This window comes from Lactobacillus sp. B4005 (assembly GCF_026536045.1).
Classification (GTDB): Bacteria; Bacillota; Bacilli; order Lactobacillales; family Lactobacillaceae; genus Lactobacillus; species Lactobacillus panisapium.
The window spans coordinates 18435-41360 of the sequence record NZ_JAFNOZ010000005.1 but is presented as its reverse complement, the minus strand read 5'-3'; the positions used below and the strand labels follow the sequence as shown (position 1 = coordinate 41360).

Genomic DNA, 22926 nt, shown 5'->3' with positions numbered 1-22926 from the left:
TAAATTACCATCTCTTTTTACTTCAACAATGTGTAGCGTAAAATTGCTACTGCTTCACTTATATTTATTTCTAGGTCAAGGTCACGGTATATTTTTTTCAGTTTGTTTATGTCCTCACTCCTGAACTTGCTGATCTGTTTTTCTGACAGTTTAATATCATATTGCTTGCCAAAATATATTCTTTCTGTTGCAAGCTGAACATGAATCATGAATGCTTTTTCATATTTTTTACTAACCCGATTAGCAAAGTACTCACTCACATCAACGAAGGCTTCAAGACTAAGAGAAAGAACTTTTTCAGTAGTGCTTATACTATTTTCTCGTTTCAACGTGTTTTGCAATGGGATACCATTTTGAACAGTAGAATTTTTGACTATAAGAGAAATTCTTTCCTCAATAACCTTCAGATCTCGTTCGTTTGGAATAGGGTTCACCTGAATAATAGGAATTTTTTCTACCTTTTCCAGCGGAAAAATACTAATAACCAGATCAGGTTTCAGTTCTTGAATCTTCAAGCGGTAATTTGCCACCGAAGCAAAACCTACACTTGTAATGTATGGAATTCTTCCCTGAATGGTCTTTTCCAAAAGCCTTGTTGCACCTAGTCCAGTAGAACATACATAAAGAGCACAAATCTGGGGAATTTTTTTCATATCGCTGATAGAAACGAGAAAATGGAGAGAAACAAGAGTTGCAAAAGTATCCCCAATAATCAGTGGATTCTTAGAAATATAAATTTCCAAGGCTTCTTTTACCGCGGTGAACAGGTCACCAAAACGGCTTTTCACCTCTTCAGTAAAAGGGGTATAATCATGAAAATGCTGGTAGTTACTGTTTAATTCACTCATCAAATGCTGTATTAATGAATCCTTAAGCTGAATATCGTTAACTAAAGGCAAATCCAGCTTATCTGAAACGTATGCAATGATTTCTTCAACTGCCGTATTGGTTTCAACGTCTTTTTCCAAGACCTTGACTCCAAAAATAAAGTACCTCTCTTCATCTGGTGTTGGCCTTATTTGAAATGTTTTCATTACTAAATAATAAATTCGGACATACCATTTCTGTGTCGAACTAACTTTTTTAAAATTCGAATAAATGGTTAAATTCCTATCTCGAGTGTTTTCAAAAATAATAATCGTTAATCGGTTAATCATTGACTTGGTTACACTCAAATCCAAACCCGAACTGGGTGAACCTTTTAAGCTCAGCTGATCGGCAAGTATTAAAGCGATATAGTTAATCAGCTTATTGATTTTCCGTGGTAGATACTCGTTGACAACTGACTTAGTAATTATTTTAGAAATCATGTCCATTAGGTTATTAGCTCCGTAAGAATACTTATTCAACTGATTCTGGAGAGTATATTCCATCAAGCCTCTTAAGCTAATCTCATTACCTTCTAATGTGTATCCATAATAATTTTTACTTGCTAAGGTCAAATTAAATTTCTCGGCTTCTTTCTTAGCACTAGTTAAGTCTGACAAAAAGGTGTTAGTCGAAACATTTAAAGATTTAGCAAGTTCTTTTCCCGTTAAGTAACCGTCAGAAAATACTAGTTCAGTTAGAATTTTCCATTTTCTTTGCGTTGGGTCCAAATACCGTGAAATAACATTTTCTTCAGTTGCAAAGGACTGCAAAGAGTCTATTGCGTCTTTTCGATTAAAATCACTAGCAAAACTAATCCAAATTCCTTTACCAGGCTTAGAATTATACTGACAACCCGGCTGCTTTCTAATCCACTCGGCAATTTTATTAAGATCATTTCGGAGTGTTCTCACAGAAACCTTGTATTTTTTTGATAAGTCCTTGACCTTATATATTTGTGGATTGTTGAGTAGATTTGTTGCAATGTTAATTTGCCTAGAAATTAGAGTCATTTTGCTTACTCCTTTCTATATTTAAATTATATGTAAGCGTAGTCACAAAAAGAATTGCAATTTTATTCAACACTTATGGTGCAAAAAATTGAAAAAAATTTGTACTTCATTTGCAACTTAATTTTTTTAAGACTTGAGAAAGCCTGTATTTTCGTATAATCCTTTTTCTTTTAGATTTTCTCATTAAATTGTAGGTGTAATTCATAGTTCTAAATATTGATTCCTGCATTTTTTAAGCTAACCTCAAAGGCTAATTAGCAGTACAAATTGCTTTCTTAACTGATCAATGGGTTTAAGAAAAACCGTTTAAGGATACACGGCCAAGCGGTAACTGCAACTGAATTTATAACATTGCCTCTTTGTCTGGATACGTCAAGCGTTGAAATGCAATTGAGTATTTGGACAAATTTAAAAAGAATCAGTTAAACTTAACGATCGAAAAAAATTCTTTGGTGTACCGACACAATAGCTTATGTATATAGTTCAATTTGATCCGGCTAAACGTGAAAATGATTTACCTGTGTACAAATGATATTCAGATGTGATCGAGTTCAGGCTCAACAGTCAAAAGTTTATAAATTACTATAACAATCAAAGCAAAACTAAGAGGACTAACACCGATTAAATATCGGAAGTTAGTCCTCAACTAAAATTTATTAAACTATTCAAGCTTTAAGTTCAAGTTTTTTTGATAGACGAAGAAATATTTTCTAATAATCCTTTTGCCTGGCTAATTTATCTTTTGGTCAATTTAAGCCATCATTTTTCTAAGCAATGATGGTGAGCGTCAATTACTTCAACAATTTCGGCAACTGGAGCAGCACAATCAGTTTTTAACCATTCACCAATCACAGCAGCAATCCCATTGCGGAAAAAAGTTTGATCAAAATGGTTCTTCTGCAGCTTTTGCTCGGTAAATCTTTCAGCTAAACCCATTTGTAAATTGAGTTTAAAAAACATCCGGTAAAGATCCTGGTGATCCTTAATGTGCTGCAGCAATATGGTAAAGGACGGGTCGCTCATATCATCCTGCAATCGTTGATATTCATCAACTAAATATTCACGAAGCTTGTCTGTTAAATCATAAATATCAATGTAATTATCATAAAAAGATGATCGGTTAATTTGAGCTTTTTGGCAAATTGTTGTTACTCGTAAATCCTGTAATTCATGATCTTTTAGCAGATCGATGACTGCTGCCTGAATTTTTTGCCGAGAGACAGCGCGGCTTCGCTTATTATTCATAAAAACAATTATGCCACAAAAATGTGTTTCGGTTAATTCTTTTTAAACTTGCATAAACTAATTATCACTTGAATAAGAGCTAATCCTGTCATTACTGCAAACGTGAACTGAATTCCGGCATAATTTGCCGTCACATGTGGGTTATTAAAGTGGGTTGCACTTGTCATTATCTCCATTAAGATAGCTGTTCCTAATGCACCGCTTAGCGTTCTTAAAGCCGTTAAAAGCGCGGTCCCATGGGCTACTTCTTCTTGTGGTAGATTCTGCATCCCCCACGTGACAATCGGCATCATCAGACAGCCAACTCCCAATAACCGAAGCAGATACAGTCCGCCTAATAAAAGCAGCTGACTTGAAGAATTAATTAAAGTTACACCCCAGCAACTAATCAGTAACATTAAACTGCCGCCAATTGCTAATTTATTGATGCCAAAACGATCATAAAATTTTCCTGTTAGCGGGTTAATTAACGCCATTGCCAACGAGCCTGGCAACATTATTAGGGCGGAAATCACTGCTGATTTTTTCATTACCGTTTGAATTAAAATCGGATAAATGGTTGAGCTGCCCATCATTACTGCATAAAGCAGCATACTAATGATGACAGCTAGGCGAAATTTAGGCTTTTGCAAAATCCGTAAGTTAAGAAAAGGTTCACTGCTATTCAATTGTTTTTTACTAAAAATAGCTAATAAAATAGCACCGATAACTAGTTCAAACAGGCTAACCATGAAGTTTGTTGCCAGACTGCTCAGACCAAGTAGAATACCGGTTACCCCACCCGTACAAAGTAATAAAGAAATGTAGTCTAATGGGATCTTCTCAGTAGGGTTAACATTTTTAACACAGCAAAATGCCAAAATAATGATGATAACAGAAATTACTCCTGCCATTAGGAAAATACTGCGCCAGCCCCAAGAATCAATCACAACTCCAGTTAAAGTTGGCGCAATTACTGGAGCAGCACCAGAGGCGAGTCCCAAAACGCCCATCACAGTACCCTGCCTTTCCAGCGGATATAGCGTCATAATGACGACTTGTGTTAAGGGCAAAATAATTCCGCTTCCTAAAGCCTGAAAAATTCGTCCCAGCAGCAAAATATTAAAGCTTTGTCCCCACCAACTGATTAATGTCCCCAAGGTAAACAGAATCATTGCTGCTAAAAAGACCTGCCTGGTTGTAAAGCGTTTAATTAGATAGGCCGTCATCGGTACCATAATCGCCATTGTTAAGCTAAATGCACTTGTCAGCCATTGGGCTGTCGCTGCCGATAGTGTTAATTCGTGCATTATTTGTGGTAATGCTGTCGTCAAAGATGTCTGCAATAGCGATGTCACCACAGCACCCGTTAAAAGCGTTCCAAAAACTAAATTGGCTTTTTTCGTAGACATGTTTTTTCCTCTTTCAAATTTATTGGTTTTAATTGTAGCAATGGGAAAATGGCAAACAACCAACAATTTTTCCTTATATGTCGGTTAACAGCATCTATAACCAAAGAAACTAATCACTTAGAATCAGCAAACATCGTCTTTTTCAGCATTTATTTTTATTTTGTATATTTATTGTTAAATTGCTTAAATTTGGTGCTATAATTAAACAAAATTTTATTTTAATTTCATGATGAGGAAAATAAAATGGCAGAACATGAATTTAAAGATTTAGATCAGGCTAAAATCTCGCATGCAAAGGCTCAGGAACGCCATTTCAATAAAATAATATTACCGCTTGCTGCAGTTTTCATTTGCTTTTTAATATGGACAGTAATAACTAGTATTGGTCTGTTTTTTAAAACAATCACGATTGTCGCATTAATCTTATTTGTTTATTTTGTTATCTCCGATTCAATGTACTTACATGACAAATTGAAAAAACGCAGAGAAAAATAATAGTCGAACTAAAATAGGCTTAGCAACATAAAATCGCTGCTAAGCCTGTTTTAGTACAGTTATATTCTAGTGTTTGTCAAATTTTGTCACCATTTTTAATCTTGTGAAACAGTGAGTAATATTATATTTTTCAATAGCTAACGTCAAAATCACTTACCAAAATTCTATGACCTTAATCTTATTTCAACTTTCTATAATCATTGGCTTTAATTTCAAGCTAACTTGCTCTGACCCAAACGTAAATCCTAACTTACTATTTTGTCCTTGTTACTCATTTTCCTTTCTAATATCATTGATTGTTTCTGCAAAAGATTTTTCCTTGCCAAACAAAGCCGAGGTTCCAAGAATAAAATTATCTACCCCTTTAGCATATAATTTCGTTATTTTTGCTCTTGAAACAGCTCCATCTATTCCCAAAACATAATTATATTTTTGCTTTGCTTCAATAAAGCAGTCTAATTTTGGCAAAACAAAATTTTGAAAAGGCTGACCAGCAAATCCAGGATGAACTGTCATTACTAACACATAATCAACCTTGGGCAACAATTCTTCAACCATTGCAAAAGAAGTACCAGTATTAACAGCAATGCCAGCCTTTTTACCTAAGACATGAATATCATCAATTGTTCGTGCAGGCTGTAATTCTGCGTCCGGACAAAAGTAAATTAAGTCAGCACCTAATTCGCTGAAAAATTTAACGTAATTGCGCGGGTTTTCAATCATCAAATGAGCATCAAGCGGCTTGTCGGTCAATCTACGAATAGTTCGGTAATCCTCTGGACCTAAGGCAAAATTTGGTACATATTTTCCGTCCATAACATCCATGTGAAACATATCAACACCGGCTTCATTTAGTTGCTTCACTTGGCTTGCTAAATTACCAAAGTCTGCACACATCATTGACGGACTCAAGATTAAAGACATTGTTTTCCTCCTTTTTTGAGTAATCAATTACTCATGTTCTTAATTGACATTATTGCACTTTATTTTTGGATTGTAAACGTTTTATTAAATATAAAAAGCAATCGTTTAACCTTATTAATAGAATGCAATAGTATTTTTAATGCTATAATATTTAGCATAAAGGAGTTAACGATGAAGCAATATTCAATCAAAGACATTGCTAAACTCTGTAATGTCTCAACTGCAACAGTTTCACGAGTTATTAATAATAATGGACGCTTTTCTGAAGAAACCAAGAATAAAGTTTTGGAAGTTATCAATCAGACAGGTTATATGATTGATGATAGTGCACGCAGTCTACGCACAAATGTTACTTATACAATTGGTATTTTAGTACCGGATATTAAAAACCCATTTTTTGCTGATCTTGTGCAGAAAATCGAGGAACTACTTTTTTCTAAAAACTATTCCACAATAATCTGCAATACAGACAAAAATGAAAAAAAAGAACAAGCATACTTACACATGCTTGAAAATAAAAAGGTGGATGGAATTATCGTTATTTCCGGGTCATATCAGCATGGTTTCAAATTCCAGAGTTCCTTAAAAGAGATCCCTTATATTTGTATCGACCGAGAACCGGAAAATTTCCATAATACAGTCTTTATTTCTTCTAATCACTATCAAGGCGGGCTAGACGCTACCAATTATCTCTTCAATCGAGGAAGTCAATTTCCAGCAATTGTTGTTAAAAAAATCAATTCTTCAACCAAATCGAGAATTGCGGGCTTTAAAGAAGCACTCAAAAATCATCAGGTGAAGTTTTTAAAATCGCATCAAGAACTTAAGCTCACAAATAAAAATGCAGTAAAAAAATTTTTAGCAAAAAATCCACAAGTCGATGGTTTTTTTGCAGCAGATGATAACATTGCCATTAGTTTGATTCAGTACCTAAAGGAGCTTAATTACCAGATTCCCAAGCAAATACAAATTATTGGTTTTGATGATATTCCAGCAGCCAATGTGCTCACGCCTAAATTAACTACCATTCAGCAAAATACTAAAAAGATCGCGCAAACTGCTGTTAATAGCATGATGAATGCAATTAATAAGCAAAATGAAAAGGGTAGCCAATTTCTTATTCCAACCAAACTTATTAACAGAGAAACCACAAGATAATACAAAATTAGGCCAAACACAGTTAAATGTTTGACCTATTTTTTAATTATTAAACTTTATTCGACTTAAAAAGAAAGATTTATCTTTTATTATTAAAATATTCATGAAACTTTTTCATTTCTCGCTCTATTACTTCATCGTCTGACATGGCAAATTCAAAAGCACATTGTGCGTCACTAGGTAAATAATAAATAACTGCACGCCAATTAAACATTCCCGTGTCTAATGATTTAGTATTTTGCATTTTTCCTTCTGCTGTTAACATTGGGTTTTTTAAATGAATATAACTAACAAAAGGTGCTAACTTTTGAGCTGCTTGATTTGGATCAAAACCAGTAAAAGCCAGGTTCCCTAAATCAAAAGTACAGCAGATCGAATTAAATCCCGCTTTGCGTGCTGCTGTCAAAAAATCATAAACGGTATCTGGATTACCTCCGATTGGAGTTTGATCATTTTCAACGGTAGTTTGAATTTCGGCTAAAGGCAAATTTGACAAATCTTCTTTTAAATCCCCATGATATCGATAAAAGTTCCCCGTACTAAACTTTATTTTCTGCGCCCCAAGTTCTTTAGCTTCTTGATAATATATTAGTAAGTTTTGATTAAAGTTACCTTTTTCATCAAAAATATTATCTGGGACACTATAATTTACTAGTAACTCTTTTTGTTTAATTGCTGGTGCCAATTCTTTAATTTCTTGATTAACATTTTTAAAGTATTCACGACGAATCTCAATACCATCTGCATTTAGATCCGCAATGCGATCAACTAAATCAAATTGACTAATCCCACTTTGAATTTCTTTTTCATAAACTAAGGTATTAATAATTAGAGTCATGATTTTTCTCCTATTTTTTCACGAATTCAAGATATTTATTATGAAACTTAATGGCATTTTTTGTAACTTGCTGATAATCATCTTCTTTTGCCGGACCAACCATACTTCCACCAACGCCAACAACAAACGCACCTTGCTTAAGCCATTTGGTCAAATTTACCAGTGAAACGCCACCTGTTGGCATTATATTAACATTAGGAAATGGCCCATGAATTTCATTAATAACTGACTCTCCAGCCACAGAACTTGGAAATACTTTAATTACATCAGCACCATAAGTCAATGCTGCTTGAACCTCAGTTGGAGTAAAACAGCCTGGAATATATGGAATTTCATATAAATTGCAGAGTTTAGCCGTTTTTTTATTAAAAGAAGGACTTACAATAAATTCTGCTCCTGCAACAATTGCTAGTCTAGCAGTAGTTGGATCTAAAACCGTTCCCGCACCTATAATGACGTCAGGACTTGTACGGTATTTTTTTCTTAATCTACTAATAGTTATATCTGCATTAGGTGAAGTAAATGCCAACTCAATTGCAGTAATTTGACCTTGTACACAAGCTTGGGCAGTTTTATATGAATCTTCTTCACTTTTCCCTCTAATTACCGCTACTATTCCAGCTTGGTGAATTTTCTTAATTAATTCAAACTTCAATAACATGATTTTTCCTCTTAATTATTCCATATTATTATGTTTAGCCTTTGCATCAATATTAGTAACCTTCTCACGTTTGCTTAATTTTAAACATAAAATATCAAGTATAATATGGACGCTTTGATCAAACAAAGTACTTAACAACTGAATTGATTTTATACCGTCACCATTTTTAGTAGCTCCAGGAACAACCACTACTTGATTAGCAGCTTTAGCTAAAGGCGATTTTTTATTACTTGTCACTGCAATAATTTTCACTCCTAAATTTTGTGCCTTTTGTGTTAGTTTTACAACACTATCTGTTTTGCCTGAACCAGAAACTGATACCAGAACATCACCATTTTCAATTGATGGAGTAATTGTTTCACCTATCACATACACTTGATAACCAAGATGCATAAGTCTCATGGCAAAACTTTTAGCCATAAACCCAGACCTACCTGAACCCAAAACAAATATTCTTTTATCTTTTGTAATAATATCAGCAACTTGATCAATTTGTTTTTGATCCACTTGATGCACAACTTCATTAATTTCTTGTAAAACATCATCTATTAGATTATTTGTCTTCGTATTCATTGCATTATTGCCTCCTTAAATTGAATAGCTGAGTTAACCGGATTGCATGTTTTAACAATTTTGCTACCAACAATTACAATTGAAGCCTTTTTTTGCTTAGCAATTTGTTTAACTTGCTTCAAATTTATCCCGCCTGCAACTGCAATATTTTTGATATTAGGATATTCGCTTTTAAAATTAGCGATTTCATTTGTAATTGGCATACTTTTTTTATTATCATATGATTTATGCAGATTATAAATAGCATTTGGATAGACTGCTATTTTTCGAATTATTCTTGGCTCAAGACCCATCAAATCGATTAACATTTTTTTCTTTTTTTGTTCTGCAACTTCATAAGCTAAATCAAGTGTTGCTTTATCCGCTGATCCCATCACGGTTAAAATATCGGCTCCAGCTTTAAATCCTTGACTGAACTCATAGGTTCCCTCATCGTTTGTCTTGCTATCCATTAGTAATAAGCTTTTTTTTAACCCAATTTCTGCTCTTTTAATAGTGCAAAAGCCATAATCTTTTATTATTGAGGTTCCTAATTCGATGATATCTGCAATGCCATCCAATTTCTGGGCTAGTCTTATTGCATCTTCCAACTTTACACGATCAATGGCAATTTGTAGTTTCATTTTCAGAAGTCCCCTGATCTTCGTAAAATTGTTTTAATTCAGCTGGAACAGGATAACCATCATTATCACCTAATGTTTGAACTTGCAAGCAACCAACTGCATTTCCCCGAATTGCTGCTTCTTTGAGACTCTTTTTTTCAAGTAAAGCTGTGATTAACCCCAATGCAAAACCATCTCCGGCCCCAACTGTATCAACTACTTTTTCTGCCTTAAAACCTGGGACAATATATTTATTGTGCGAGCTAGTCTTAACAAAAACGCCATGGGCTCCTAACTTGACCATGACTACACGAGTTCGTTTGCCGTTAAGATAAAAGTCAGCAATCTTTTCAGGATCGTCAGATCCAACCAAAACATTTCCCTCTTCAATTCCGGGTAAAACAATATCAGCCATTCCTGCCAATTCATTGACTGTTTTAATCATATATTCTTTACTCTTCCATAAAGATGGACGAAGATTGGGATCAAAAGTAATAAACTTACCTGCCTCAATCAGCTTTTGGTAAAAGACACGAAAAGTATGTTCAGCAGTAGATGAAATTGCAGGAAAAATTCCTGACATATGTGCTATTTTGACATCACTAAGATCAATTTTATCTAGCTGATTAGCCTCAAGATGACAAGCAGCAGAATCACGCCGATAATTGACTACCATTGGATCACCTTTTGTTACCAATTGTTTCATCTGATGACCTGTATAATAAAAATTATCATAACTTACATATTTTGTTCCTACATGATGCGCAGCAATAGTCTTTTGAACAAATTTACCCATTGGATCTTGGCCTACTCTTGTTATATATTCGACAGAGTGCCCTAAACGTTTAACTCCAATTGCTACATTTAACTCGGCTCCTCCCATAATCTTGTGAAACTCCAATGCATCAGTTAACGAAACATCTGCTTCTTTTGAACAAAAAGTAACCAGCGGTTCACCAATTGTAATTACTTCTGACATAATGTTTTCCTTTCTTCTTTTTCAACCAAAAAAGTAATAAACAAGAACTTCATTAATGATTGAGACAATCCACATTACAGGTACACCATACTTAAGAAAGTCTTTCGACTTAACTTTCATATAGTCAAGTCCCCAAACGTTCCAAGATTGAGTAATATCAACTGATACTGCCATCAAAGTTGGAACATATAATAATGGCAGTAAAAAGTTATCACTAAAGAGTCCTGTACCATATAGCACAGCAGCCGTAGCAGCACCAGCACCCCAAACATGCAAAGGCCCTCTAAATAAGGCAAGTGGAGCCAAAATACCTAGAGCTAAACATAAAACTAAATGCTGATGGGGTAGCATTGTAGCTAAAATTGGTTTAAATTTGGCAGCATTTAATGTTGCTGCGCCAGTAAAACATTCTAATGCCATCAAAAACATAATTAAACCAGCAATATCTGTAATTGCATGTGCAATGGAATCGTTCAGAAACTTAAGGCCTTTTTGATAATTTTTAAATTGACCCGTTAACAAGATTGCAATTATACTAGCTAATGTTAGAGCTGGAACTGCATCCCATTTAAATAACATATTTAGAGCAACTGGAATAATTGGAACAATGTAAGCAAGTTTAGGAACTGTGACCGTTTGATGATTGGCACTTTCAGCACCAATTAGCTTTAAATTTTTATCTGCATTAGTCTCATCTATTTTTTTGCGATTAATCAGTAAAAAGACAATAATTGCGAATAACTGAACAGATGCAGCACAAATACCAAATGTAATGTATTTACTATCATAAGTTGCTTTTGGTGCAAAAGCTTTCATTTGGTTATAGAGAACAACATTAATATACATTGGTGCTCCAATTGCCATTGAAAAAATTGTCAATGCTAAATCACGCGGCAATCCAAGTGACAACATAATTGGTAAAAGAATTACTCCAATTGCAATGACAGAACCCACTCCGTAGGCACTAATAAAAATAAATGCAGTTACCAAAATTACCAAAATCGTAGCTAATACCGGTTTCTTTTTACCAATTAATTTAGTCGCATCTGAAATTGCAGGTGCAATGCCACTATCGACCAAAACTCTGCCAAACCATGAGCCAAAAACAATATATATTATTGTTGGCCCATAACTTAACGCTGGTTGTGCAAATACCTTGCTTATTGCTTCATTAAATGGAATTAAGCCGATGACGCACCATAAAATTGCCATCGTAAAGAACCCAATCATTAGATTCCCGCCCTTTAAGATATACAAAATAAACAAAGCAAAAGTTACTAATAGTAAAATAGCTATTATTGTAGTATTCATAACTTTTGTACGCTTTCTAAACAATTAATTTTTAAAATTTCGCCATTTTTATTAGGTAACCGGTTACCTAACTAATATAAATCTTTAATCTAAGATTTGCAAGCGCTTTTTTAAACGAACTTAGTATTACAAATGTAAAATCATTTTATGCAGAACAAAATGATATACTATTATTTGAGGAAATTTAAATGAAAAGAAAAAAAAGTCATGAAAAAGCAACTATCCGTAATGTAGCTGAATTAGCCAACGTTTCCGTTGCATCGGTATCAAGATACTTGAACAACAAAGCTACAGGTAGGCTATCTAAAGAAAAAGCTCAAGCAATCGAAAAAGCAATAAAAACGTTAAATTATATTCCTGACATAGCTGCCAGACAAATGGCTACTAATCAAAGTAAAACAATTGCAGTAGTCGTTTCCAATATTGATGATTACTTTTCAACTGAGTTATTTAAGGGTGCCTCAAATATTTTAAGACTAAAAGGCTATGAAGCTTTTTTATTAGACACTAATGCGGACCAAAATCGAGAAAAAGAACTGATTAAAACTGTTAGTAGCAGTTTTTTTGATGGTTTACTTTTTCAGCCTTTCGGCAGTAACTTTAGAAATATCAAGTCTGAATTTGTTCACGATATTCCCACGGTAATTCTTGACAGAAGGTTGGCTAGTTTACATTGGCCCCAAGTTATTTCTAATAATATTGAAGTTTCAAAAAATGCTACAAAATATTTTTTAAATAAAGGATGTGACGATTTTTTAATTTTATCCTCAGAAGTTAAAATTGCATCAACTCGACGCGATCGTTATAGTGGGATTTGTTTTGTGGCAAAGCCAGAACAAATACATTTAATTCAGATTGATGAAGAAACTTACAACTATTCAGCTATTAAACAGAAAATCGAGGCTTTCTTACAAAAGCAAAAAGAAAAAGGAAAAAAGACATTAATTTTTTGCTTTAAAGAAAGATGGCTATTGGAATTTATTCCAATGTTAATGGCTGATGGATATCTCGATAATGAAAATGTTTTTGTTACTGGGTTTGCAGATACCAAGCTAGCGCAGTTAATTCTGCCCCAATCAAAGTTAATTTCCCAAAATCCTTATTTAATGGGAGCAAGTGCAGCAGAAATTTTATTAAATCTACTAGTAAATAAAGTAAAACCGCAAGAATTTCAACCTTTAGTAATTGCAGCTAAGTTTTAATTTAACTAAATTTGGGGAACAGATTATTATTCATAACAAAAATAGCTAGCAAATCTTTTCAAACAATTTGCTAGCTATTTATATATTATAAATTTTTGCTTATTTTATTTTGATAAATTACTTTGTAGGTTTCTAACATTTGTTTTAAATACCTTTTTTTATGAACATCAACAGTTGGTACATATTTTCTTACTTTTTTCTTCAAATGACGCCCTGTTGCAATAGTATAGGCTCCCTCGGAAACTGCCTGTTCAGTATCTATACTGATGACATTTGCTTGTAATATATCCGCCTTAAGTTCAAGCCAAAGGGGATCTTTGGCAGCAGGACCAATTACTTTAATTAGATGATATCTTTCTGAATTAAATAAAGTAGTATACGCAATTTTAAACTCACAAGTTAATCCTAAAAATAGACCAAAAATTAATTCGACCACTGTAGTCTGGCTTGTTAAGCCATATATGATCCCTTTACTACTAGACATTTTATTTGGTGCACCACTGCCGTTAAAATGTGGCATTACTAGAACTCTAGAGTTAAATAATGAATGATCATCATATCCTTTCTGAGCTTCATTCATTAACTCTATTAATTTATTTTCATTTATTCGACAAAGATTCATCAACCAAGCAATTGTTGAACCTGCAGCTGGCATCGCAGTAAATCTGGTATAATGTTGATCATCTACATAAATACCGTTGGCCAGTGCATTTTTTTGTGCTTCAGATGAAATATCAAAATGCTCTACAATTGTCATCATTGCCTCAGTCGTCCCGGTTGAATCAAGAAGTTCTGTTTCATCTAGTCCAACACCAGCTGCACCACACATATGATCATGACCAGCAATTATCACCTGACATTCTTGGGCAAATAATTTACCAAGTTTTCCCTGAATGTGGCCTAAATTACAGCCAGCTGAATAAATTTCTGGAAAAGAAATATTGCTTATACCTAAAAGCTGTTGAACTTCTTTTGACCACTTACCTGTTTTTATATCAAGACAAAGTGTTCTACTTGCAATAGTATATTCCGTTGCAAGATTACCAGTAAATCGATAAACCAAATAATCAGGGACACATAACCATTTGTACTTTGCCAAAGGCATGGTAATCGTCTTATCATATTTCAATAACCAGGCGATTTTAAGCGCTGAATAGTGTGCATTAACCGGTAGCCCAGTTAGCTGGTAAATTCGACTTTTTTTCTCTTCAGTTATTTGATCAACAATTATTTGAGCACGATCATCAAACCAGGAAATACATTGACCAACTGGATTATTTTTTTCATTTAGTAGAATTCCAGATTCTCCAAAACTTGCAATCGCTATTCGGGTTACTTTTTTGAGACTAATCGGGTCAAATGAACTAATTGTCCTAATAACTTCATCCCATAAATAACTAAGCTCAAAGTTAGTTTGCGTTGCGACTGTTTTTTTAGGTGTAACAAATTGCTTTATCTCTGGAATTCCATTACACCATAACGTAATTTTAGTATTGGTAGTACCAACATCAATCGTCAGACAGTTACTGGTCAATATCGACAACCTCTTTCTTAGTCGTCCGATAAATCCACCATAGAAGAAGTCCAACTACAATGACTGAAAACAATGCAATAGGATTAAGTTCAAAAATTTTGACTAACCAAAATCTAAGTGGATTACCACCATCCAAGAAACTAGTTACCGTAGCATGTGCAGCTCCCTTGTATGCAACCGCACGTGCCATTTTAGTAATAATGGGAGCCATAGCACTAGCAATGTATAAATCACCTATTAAACACGGGATTGCTATAATTACAGCACGAAAAATGTTTCCCTTACATGCTAAGACAATCATTGAACTAAACACGGCTAGATTAGCTAAATCAGCTAATGGTAGTGTTCTATTTCCTGGTAAAATAAATGCCAGAAAAATAGCAATCGGAGTTAGCAATAATGCCGTTGAAATAATTGATGAATTGCCAATTGCTACTGCAATATCTAATCCAATAAACAAATCTTTTCGATTAGGGAATCTCTTAGTCAAGAAGTTTTGAACTGCTTGTGAAATTGGCATTAATCCTTCTAGTAAGACCCTAGTCATTCTCGGAAGTAATAACATAACTGCGGCAAGATTAACTCCTATATTTAGTAATCCTTTAACGTCATAGCCTGCTAATAGTCCTAGCAGAATACCCAAAATCAAACCAATCATCATTGGCTCACCAAAAATGCCAAAGCGCTTTTGAATTGATTTAGGATCAATTTTTATATTTCTAATACCAGGAATTTTATCAATAAGCCAATTACCGATTAAGCCGATGGGCCAAAAAGTGATCGATGACACCGTTGGTAAAGAAATACCTTCTAGACCAAAATATTTCTCTCCCATTGGTGCTGCCCAATCTGCAAGTTTAAATACAATAATCGTAATAATTGCAGCGGCTAATAGACCTAAGAAAAAGTTATTGGTAACATAATAAACTAATGTACCAACTAAGGCAAAATGCCAATAATTCCACATATCTACATCAACTGTTCTTGTTTTTCCAATGACTAGCATTATGATATTAATAATAATTGTCATAGGAATAACCAAGGGAGCAATGGGCAACCCCCACGTAATTGCAGACAATGCAGGCCAACCTAAATCAGCTGCGGGCAAATTGATACCGGTGTGCTTTACCATCGCTTGTGCAGCTGGTCCCACATTGTTAGTCAAAATGCCGAAAATAGCAAAAATACCAACAAAGCCAACTCCAACAGTTAAAGCAGCTTTAAATGCTTGTGCTACTTTCATTCTAAAGCACAAGCCAACAATAAAGAGAATAATTGGAAGCATAACAATTGCTCCCATACTTAAGATGTATTGAACAACTCCATTTATTTGTGAAGCCAAATTAGCCATTATTTGCCTCCTATTTTACGTAATCATAAATTTGTTCCAGTGTTTGATCAGCCCCAATACCTGTGATTAGTGATAATGCATGAACAACTGGAATATCTAGATCAAATGGAACCTGGGTAGTTGCTACAATTAAATCAACTGTTGCAGGATTTGCCACTTCTGGCAAAGAAGCAACATTTGTTTGAGTATAGGTAACACTAATCCCCTTATCTTTTAAATATTCTAATGTCTTTTCCGTAGCAACCGTTGAAGTTGCGATTCCAGTTGCACAAACAAATAAGATGTTCTTTTTTCTGTTAGCCATTTTTTATTCCTCCAAAATAGCACGTTCCACTAATTTTTTTATTTCAATCTGGGAACCATTTTTTATTTCAATTAAGTTAGCCGGATTTTGAAAAACGCTCATTAACTTTGCTAATATATTTAATTGTTTATTTGATTGATCCAGTGCAAGTAAAAAGACTATTTCAACACTTACCTCTGTATCCTTGCTACCCATTACTATTTGCTTAATTGGATGCTTAAGAATGCCGATAGCAATTGCATTGTGCCGAGTCCATTTAGCATCTGTATGAGGAATTGAAACACCAACCGACTTGGTTGGTAATCCGGTCGGAAATTTTTTCTCACGCAAAATTACCTGTTTAGGATAATCAGGATCAACTAAACCTTGTTTTATTAATTCATTTGCTAGATCTTTAACGACATGTTCGAAATCAGTTTTTTTGTTAAAAAACATAATCTGATTCTTTTCAAATATGATTTTTTTATCGCTTAACGCCATCTTATCTCCCTTTATTGAACTGCTACTGGCGATAGTTTATTCATGACTTTAATCTTGTGATAAACAATCTCTTTAACAGCTTTTCTTGCATCTAAAGTGACATTAACTAAGTCAAAGCGATTTTTGTTCCGTTCATAATCTTTTCCCATCGTTTGAATATAAGCTTGGCGCAAATCACTAGCTACATTAATCTTAACTACACCATAATTAACCATTTGATTAATTTGTTCGTCTGGAATGCCAGAAGCACCATGCAACACAAGCGGTACTTTACAAACTTCTTGAATCTTTTTTAATAACGAGAAATTAATATTAGGATCAAGATTCAAGCCATGGACATTACCAACTGCAACCGCTAGTAAATTGACTCCAGTTCTTTTTACAAAATCAATTACTTGCTCTGGATCTGTGTACTTATGCTTAGGATTGACATAATCATCTTCCTTACCCGCAATTGCGCCTAGCTCTGCCTCAACTGGCACACCATAACCTTGAGCGAATTCAACTGCTCTTTTAGTTTGAGCAATATTTTCATCATATTCATATTGAGCGTTATCCGTCATTACTGAACCAAAACCGGCTTGACATGCATCAACAACATTCTGAAAATCTTTGCCATGGTCTAAATGTAATGTAACTGGTGTCTCCATTTGATCAGCATATCTTTTAACCATATCGTAAATATAGCCATAACCTGATAATAGAATATTTGTCGGTGCAATTTGAATAAAAGCTGGAATTCTACTCTGTTCAACTGCATCCAAAATGCCCATTGTCGTAATTAAATCAGTTGTGTTATAAGCACCGGCACAGACATGACGCTCTTTAATTATTTCTAATAGATTAAAACCATTGATTAATGGCATATGTATCCCTCCAAATATATCTTTTCAGTTTAATTAATCTTTAAAAAGTCTCTTTGTTAAGGGAGTATCCGATATTAATGTTCACTTGTCTTCGATAAAATTCACTAAATGATTTTTATTGGTCAAACTATGTTTCGGATTAATAGCCAATAAAATCACCTTAGTTAATTGATAATCATTTTTTTCACTTACAGAAAAATAGGATATTTTATTTTCTAGAGTTATATAAAAAATAGTATCTTGCTTAATTTTTTGATCAATCACATGAATAATTAGTATTGATGATGAAACTAGCCCATCACCCATTTCATCTCTTTTTTTAATATCAGCTAAGATTTCTTCTCTACTTAAACTGGGCTCCAATTTTCTGGTCAAATTGATTACGCAGTCTTTAAGTTCACTAAACTTAGATATTTTTACCCTTAAATATTCTTCTTCAATTTTCAAAACGCTTATTCCTAACAATCTCATCAATTTTATTCTGCACAATTGTCTGATCTTTTTTTGTAAATAAAGCACTCACTACTACACTTGGCACTGCAATTTTATTAGATACCCGAACAGTTGAAATTAATAAATCAACATTACGATAATCATAATGACTATTATTACTTGCAGTCACACCTAATACTTCAATATTTGGAAAAGCCTTTTTAACCTTAATTTTAAGTAATTCTGAAGTACCAATACCTGTGGCACACATGATTACAGCTTTTAAACGGGTAGAATTTTCTTCGAGTGCCTGGGCAAAATAAAGTGTAATGTAACCAATTTCATTTTCATCAATTTCTTCAAATTGATATTTAGTAAATGTTTTTTTAGCAGCAGTTTGAATAATGTTAAAAAGCTGTTGATATTCCATCTTGATTTGCTCTAATAAATTATTATTAACACTAATATGATTTTTTAGGCGGTTAATTAACGGTTGAATGTGTTTCTCAAGCCTATCTTCAATAAAACTAAAGTCATAATGAAAATGAGAAGAAACCTCTTCAATCAAATCTTTGGTTATTTTAACAACCTGCTTAGAGGTTGTAATAGCTACAGTTTTATTAATAAACCTTGAAGAAGATAAGTAAGCAAATATATAATCTGCTTCAACATTGGGAACTCTAATACTTAAATAGTTACTAATATCATTTACAACCTGTTTACTAATTTGATAAATATTAGAATTAAAGACTTTTTGATCCAATCCTGCTTTATTAGCCACTTGATAATTAGTCCCGTTTTTTCGCAAACGACTAATTAAAATATACAGATGTGAAAAAAGGTTAACATTGTAAGGATATGGTAATGTCGTTTGCAGCAAATAACTTATTTTATCAATTTCACTTACTACAAACTGCACATCATATTTTTGACTAAAATCTGTGCTTTTTGGTAATTGCTTTAAATCAATTATTTCCTGATCATCAATTAAGTCTTTTAGTACTCTCCTAATACTTTCTTCTGGTCCTTTAACACAAATTAAGTTGTTTTTAGTTATCAAATTAATGCAATACTCACTGAGAATCTTTTTAATAATTTGTTTATCATGGTGACGAACATTCGCACTAATATAAAATTGATTAAAAACCTCACTTTCCTTTATTTTCTGAGGAGATATTAATAGTAATCGTTTCATAATCCTATTTCTTCTTTCAACAGGTGAGAGATTGACAGACGAGTTTTGTTCCAATTTTTGATATTTTTTTGGCTGAACGTAATACTGATAATTAAGCTTAAAGCCACGGCCTCTTTGAGACTTAATTAAAGCAGTCGACATATTTTCATTAATATTATCAACCAGGCGATAAACTGTTTTTTCAGATACATAAAGTACCTGAGCAATTTCTTTTGCCGTCAAATACCCACTGCTATTTAAAAGAAGACTAAATAATTCGTGTGTCCTCTCTGAATTTCTCATATTCACCCCCTAAATTCCGACTTTTTAAAGATTCAATTATCATTTTAGTGACTTTGCTCTTTTAAAAATTTCGACTTATGTCCACAATAATGGACAACTTTAATAGCGCTTACAAGTGCAATTATAAAAAAGATATTGTGGAAGTAGAGGTGCTTTAGTTAAAAAACATGCAAAAAACAGGCATTTCAATAGATTTAAAATGCCTGTTCGTAATTACAGCAAAAGCGCTAATTTATAAAAAAGTGATTTTCTTTTTGTATGTTTGACCAACAGAATCCATAAAAATCACGTAGATTGTACCTGAGATTGTTTCACCACTTATTGAACGATAAAATTTGATTTTTGGTGTCATTTCACCTGGATTTACTTTGACAAAATCCCAATCAATCCCGGGCTTAACATGGCTCTGTTTAATATTCTTAAAACTACAACTACCATTTTCTTCATCAACGTGTTGGGCATAGCACCAACCAACATACTTAATATTACCAATATGTCTGCTCGTATTTGTACACCAAATGTAGAAACTAGCTTCATTGACAATCGGTTCGCCGATACCTTTTAGTCCGATCATCTGCTCTTGACCCAATTCGAGAATATTCTTGGCTTTACTCATTTCTGAAATTTCAAATTTACTGTGAGGGTTAACTATATCGTAATATGTTATTGCTATAGCTAGTAAAGCAATTATTACAGAAAGTTCACCAGTGCTCATTCTGATTTCTAAAAAAGCTTGTTGAATTTGGGTAAACCACAACATGAAAATAAAAATGGTCAAAACAGCTAAACAATAAAATGCACTGCTATCATTTTTAGATTGCATAAGGGTATGCTTTGCTAACACCTTATCCCATAGTTTTACTATACCATTAGATATAAGATTAACTAACTTATATACAAAAAAGCTCAAAATTAATGAAAGTATGAGGACTACGAGATACAAAATTCCATAACCCGTATCTTGCAGAACATACGATGATGCTAAGCGATAAATTTCCATAACAATAAAATTGCATATTGAATATGAAATTAACCATGATATTAGTATGTATTCAACTTTTAACAATGTGTCTAATAACTTTTTCATTCCCCACTCCCGCTTAAATTAAAATACTTCTAAAATTATACAACTAAATAAACCAGATTAGAAAGTAATTTTTAATATTAATACTTTAAATATCAATGTTTTTAATTTATTAAATTATTAACAGAGCTTTTACCAACAGCTTTAAATCAAATTAGAAATACAAGCTACCATAATTTTGCTTTACAAAAGTATCGTTTACTAAACAATTATAAAAACAATTTTGCTTTTCGCCAACTACCCAAGCAAAATTAAAGCCTATTACCTAAACAATGGTAATAGACTTCCAACAGCTTATTCAATTTTGATAATTTCTTTGATAAATTCTTGATAACTGTTACATCTAGATAATTTGGCAACTTTATTATCATTAATGATCACTTCAGAAAGTTCATCAAAAACTTGCCGGAACCTTTTTTCGTCTTTTGGACTTGAAGCAAGCATAATAATTAAATAAACTCGCTGGTTTCCCCATTCGACACCCTTTTCATTAATATAAATAAACCATTGGCTCAGCCTAGCATGATAATTAATCGCATGAGGAATTGCTACAGAACCAAATGCCGTGCTGGAAAGGCGCTCTCTTTCCCAAATCTGTTCTTCAAAGTCTTGGGCGACAATTTTTTCTTGTAAAAACCGCTCACTTATAAAATGAATAACTTCATGGGCTGTCCGATTATGATTTTCAGTAATAAAGTTAGCAGCAGACGTAAATTTGTCTAACCCCTTCTGCAGTTTATGTGCTGCATTGGCATCCTTAATTTGGTTAATTGCCTTTTGAATCTTATTAATATCACCTGGTAAAAGGAAACTAGAAACTTGAACAAACTGATGCTTTTTGATAATTTGCTTTGAATCAACGACAATTACTAACTGCGTTTCCGCTAATAAATCGGTTTCTGAACTAACAGTATTTAAAATAACCAAATCATTGCCAAATTTATGGTCAAGTAGCGAAACTGCATTTTGTGCATTATTGTGATATTCAGGTATCAGCAATTGACAAATCACTTTGTTTTCATTCCTAATTTGTTCCGTTACGATATTACCGACATGAAGGGCAATAAAAGCAATTTCTTCTTCACTAACGGCAATTTCTAGTTCCTTTTTTATTTCATAGGCAATCAGAGTCGCACATTCATAAATTGTCGGCGAAGAATTTTTGATATTTTCAGCTAATGGATTATGTACTGTATTATTATTTTTAAAACGGGCAATCAAACGCAACAAATGTGGCAAAAAGCGGTTTTTAAAAAGTTCTTCATCAAGATCAAGATTATAAGTTTTACGGACAAATGCTACGATTCTTTTAAATAAATTATTAAGCTGCGAATCTTGTGGTAAATCAGCAGAGTGAATATCTGATAATAGCTGGATCATTTTCGTTAATTGCTTAATATCTTCGTCTGATAAATGATATCTTGTTCTCTGATTAAGCTTAGTGACAATTGACTTAACTACTGGATTAGAGATTTGATCTTTTTCTGCTACAAGTGCAATCTTATCGGAACGATCTAACATAATTACTAGGTGTAAGAGAAGATTACTGAAATTAAAGGAATCAAATTTAATATCAGCGACTTTAGCACTTTGCCGCAAGATATCCGCCACTGTTTTAACATCGACTTCAGGAAAATACTTTTGAATAGCCTTTTCATTAAGCAAGGTACCGTTTAATTCGTGATAAATTATTGACGAAAGAAGCTTACGCTTGTTTTCCTCTTCACCATCAACATGGTAAAAATCGCCTTCGCGAATCAGTCTTAAGTCAAAATTACTGAATTCACTCGTTAGCTTTTTTAATTCTTTACGTAACTCAACTTCATTGATGTAAAGTTGACCAGATAGATCATAAATATTGAGTGGCTTTTTAGCTTTGATTAGTTTACGAATTAACCACGAACTCCTCTGGCCCGCATTATCAGGTAAATATTCGCTTATTTCCGGAGCATCAAAGTTGCCTTTTATTCTATATCCTTTAGGTCCACTCTCAATTTCAATATTATTTTTACGCAATTGAGCTATTTTACTTTTTACCGTTCGCTCAGACACGGCCAATTTCATCGCAAGAGTTTTAGCAGTGATCCAAGATTCATTATTTTGCCTTAAAAAATCAAGTAAATCTCTGTTGTCGCTCAT

The 22926-nt window shown here is 33.5% G+C and carries 22 protein-coding genes; 3 read left to right on the top strand and 19 right to left on the bottom strand.

Annotated elements, in window-relative coordinates; translation table 11 throughout:
- Positions 1 to 17 precede the first annotated feature (17 nt).
- From J3U73_RS08910 to J3U73_RS08900, 3 genes are all read right to left on the bottom strand, one after another.
- Positions 18 to 1880 carry a BglG family transcription antiterminator gene (locus J3U73_RS08910; protein WP_267410221.1) on the bottom strand — a complete coding sequence of 621 codons (1863 nt, stop codon included), beginning with the start codon at positions 1878 to 1880 and terminating at the stop codon, positions 18 to 20.
- Positions 1881 to 2639: 759 nt separating this feature from the next.
- The gene (locus J3U73_RS08905; RefSeq protein ID WP_267392478.1) at positions 2640 to 3125 is read right to left on the bottom strand and encodes a TetR-like C-terminal domain-containing protein; all 486 of its coding nucleotides are present in this window, start codon (positions 3123 to 3125) and stop codon (positions 2640 to 2642) included.
- Positions 3126 to 3157: 32 nt separating this feature from the next.
- Positions 3158 to 4516, bottom strand: a complete 1359-nt coding sequence (locus J3U73_RS08900) for a DHA2 family efflux MFS transporter permease subunit (protein ID WP_267410220.1) — start codon at positions 4514 to 4516, stop codon at positions 3158 to 3160.
- Positions 4517 to 4759: 243 nt separating this feature from the next.
- On the opposite strand from J3U73_RS08900, the gene J3U73_RS08895 reads away from it, so the two are divergent.
- A complete protein-coding gene (locus tag J3U73_RS08895) occupies positions 4760 to 5011 on the top strand; it encodes a hypothetical protein (protein ID WP_220269110.1) in 252 nt (83 codons plus the stop codon).
- Between the two features lie 267 nt (positions 5012 to 5278).
- Here the strand turns inward: J3U73_RS08895 and J3U73_RS08890 are convergent, their stop codons facing one another.
- Entirely contained in the window at positions 5279 to 5935 is a 657-nt protein-coding gene (locus J3U73_RS08890) for a ribulose-phosphate 3-epimerase (protein ID WP_267410219.1), read from the bottom strand.
- 171 nt (positions 5936 to 6106) lie between these two features.
- Between J3U73_RS08890 and J3U73_RS08885 the strand changes: the two genes are divergently transcribed.
- Complete coding sequence (locus J3U73_RS08885; RefSeq protein ID WP_267392480.1) at positions 6107 to 7093, top strand: LacI family DNA-binding transcriptional regulator; 987 nt, start codon at positions 6107 to 6109, stop codon at positions 7091 to 7093.
- A gap of 79 nt (positions 7094 to 7172) precedes the next feature.
- Here J3U73_RS08885 and J3U73_RS08880 read toward each other — a convergent pair whose 3' ends face one another.
- From J3U73_RS08880 to J3U73_RS08855, 6 genes are read right to left on the bottom strand one after another with little or no spacing between them, the layout of a single operon-like run.
- Complete coding sequence (locus J3U73_RS08880) at positions 7173 to 7931, bottom strand: sugar phosphate isomerase/epimerase family protein (RefSeq protein ID WP_220269108.1); 759 nt, start codon at positions 7929 to 7931, stop codon at positions 7173 to 7175.
- Positions 7932 to 7941: 10 nt separating this feature from the next.
- Positions 7942 to 8592 carry a bifunctional 2-keto-4-hydroxyglutarate aldolase/2-keto-3-deoxy-6-phosphogluconate aldolase gene (locus J3U73_RS08875; RefSeq protein WP_220269107.1) on the bottom strand — a complete coding sequence of 217 codons (651 nt, stop codon included), beginning with the start codon at positions 8590 to 8592 and terminating at the stop codon, positions 7942 to 7944.
- Positions 8593 to 8607: 15 nt separating this feature from the next.
- Positions 8608 to 9165 (bottom strand): 6-phospho-3-hexuloisomerase, encoded by a 558-nt coding sequence (hxlB, locus tag J3U73_RS08870; protein WP_220269106.1) that lies wholly within the window; start codon positions 9163 to 9165, stop codon positions 8608 to 8610.
- A complete protein-coding gene (locus J3U73_RS08865; protein WP_220269105.1) occupies positions 9162 to 9788 on the bottom strand; it encodes an orotidine 5'-phosphate decarboxylase / HUMPS family protein in 627 nt (208 codons plus the stop codon). The genes hxlB and J3U73_RS08865 overlap by 4 nt, the downstream gene beginning before the upstream one ends.
- Entirely contained in the window at positions 9766 to 10746 is a 981-nt protein-coding gene (locus J3U73_RS08860; protein WP_267410218.1) for a sugar kinase, read from the bottom strand. The genes J3U73_RS08865 and J3U73_RS08860 overlap by 23 nt, the downstream gene beginning before the upstream one ends.
- Before the next feature lie 21 nt (positions 10747 to 10767).
- Complete coding sequence (locus J3U73_RS08855; protein ID WP_220269103.1) at positions 10768 to 12057, bottom strand: gluconate:proton symporter; 1290 nt, start codon at positions 12055 to 12057, stop codon at positions 10768 to 10770.
- A gap of 188 nt (positions 12058 to 12245) precedes the next feature.
- Between J3U73_RS08855 and J3U73_RS08850 the strand changes: the two genes are divergently transcribed.
- Entirely contained in the window at positions 12246 to 13259 is a 1014-nt protein-coding gene (locus tag J3U73_RS08850; RefSeq protein ID WP_220269102.1) for a LacI family DNA-binding transcriptional regulator, read from the top strand.
- Between the two features lie 85 nt (positions 13260 to 13344).
- On the opposite strand, the gene J3U73_RS08845 is transcribed toward J3U73_RS08850, so the two are convergent.
- From J3U73_RS08845 to J3U73_RS08805, 9 genes are all read right to left on the bottom strand, one after another.
- Positions 13345 to 14793, bottom strand: coding sequence for an FGGY-family carbohydrate kinase (locus J3U73_RS08845; protein WP_267410217.1), 1449 nt, complete (start codon positions 14791 to 14793; stop codon positions 13345 to 13347).
- Positions 14783 to 16144, bottom strand: coding sequence for a PTS galactitol transporter subunit IIC (locus J3U73_RS08840; protein ID WP_220269100.1), 1362 nt, complete (start codon positions 16142 to 16144; stop codon positions 14783 to 14785). Before J3U73_RS08840 ends, J3U73_RS08845 begins: the two co-directional genes overlap by 11 nt.
- A 10-nt stretch (positions 16145 to 16154) precedes the next feature.
- Complete coding sequence (locus J3U73_RS08835; RefSeq protein WP_267410216.1) at positions 16155 to 16448, bottom strand: PTS sugar transporter subunit IIB; 294 nt, start codon at positions 16446 to 16448, stop codon at positions 16155 to 16157.
- A gap of 3 nt (positions 16449 to 16451) precedes the next feature.
- On the bottom strand, positions 16452 to 16928 hold the full coding sequence (locus J3U73_RS08830) for a PTS sugar transporter subunit IIA (RefSeq protein WP_220269098.1): 477 nt from the start codon (positions 16926 to 16928) through the stop codon (positions 16452 to 16454).
- Positions 16929 to 16939: 11 nt separating this feature from the next.
- Complete coding sequence (locus J3U73_RS08825) at positions 16940 to 17794, bottom strand: class II aldolase (RefSeq protein WP_267410215.1); 855 nt, start codon at positions 17792 to 17794, stop codon at positions 16940 to 16942.
- 81 nt (positions 17795 to 17875) lie between these two features.
- Positions 17876 to 18241 carry a PTS sugar transporter subunit IIA gene (locus J3U73_RS08820; RefSeq protein ID WP_267392486.1) on the bottom strand — a complete coding sequence of 122 codons (366 nt, stop codon included), beginning with the start codon at positions 18239 to 18241 and terminating at the stop codon, positions 17876 to 17878.
- A complete protein-coding gene (locus tag J3U73_RS08815) occupies positions 18231 to 19703 on the bottom strand; it encodes a BglG family transcription antiterminator (protein ID WP_220269095.1) in 1473 nt (490 codons plus the stop codon). Before J3U73_RS08815 ends, J3U73_RS08820 begins: the two co-directional genes overlap by 11 nt.
- Before the next feature lie 232 nt (positions 19704 to 19935).
- Complete coding sequence (locus tag J3U73_RS08810) at positions 19936 to 20790, bottom strand: hypothetical protein (protein WP_267410214.1); 855 nt, start codon at positions 20788 to 20790, stop codon at positions 19936 to 19938.
- A gap of 291 nt (positions 20791 to 21081) precedes the next feature.
- Positions 21082 to 22926, bottom strand: coding sequence for a BglG family transcription antiterminator (locus tag J3U73_RS08805; protein WP_267410213.1), 1845 nt, complete (start codon positions 22924 to 22926; stop codon positions 21082 to 21084).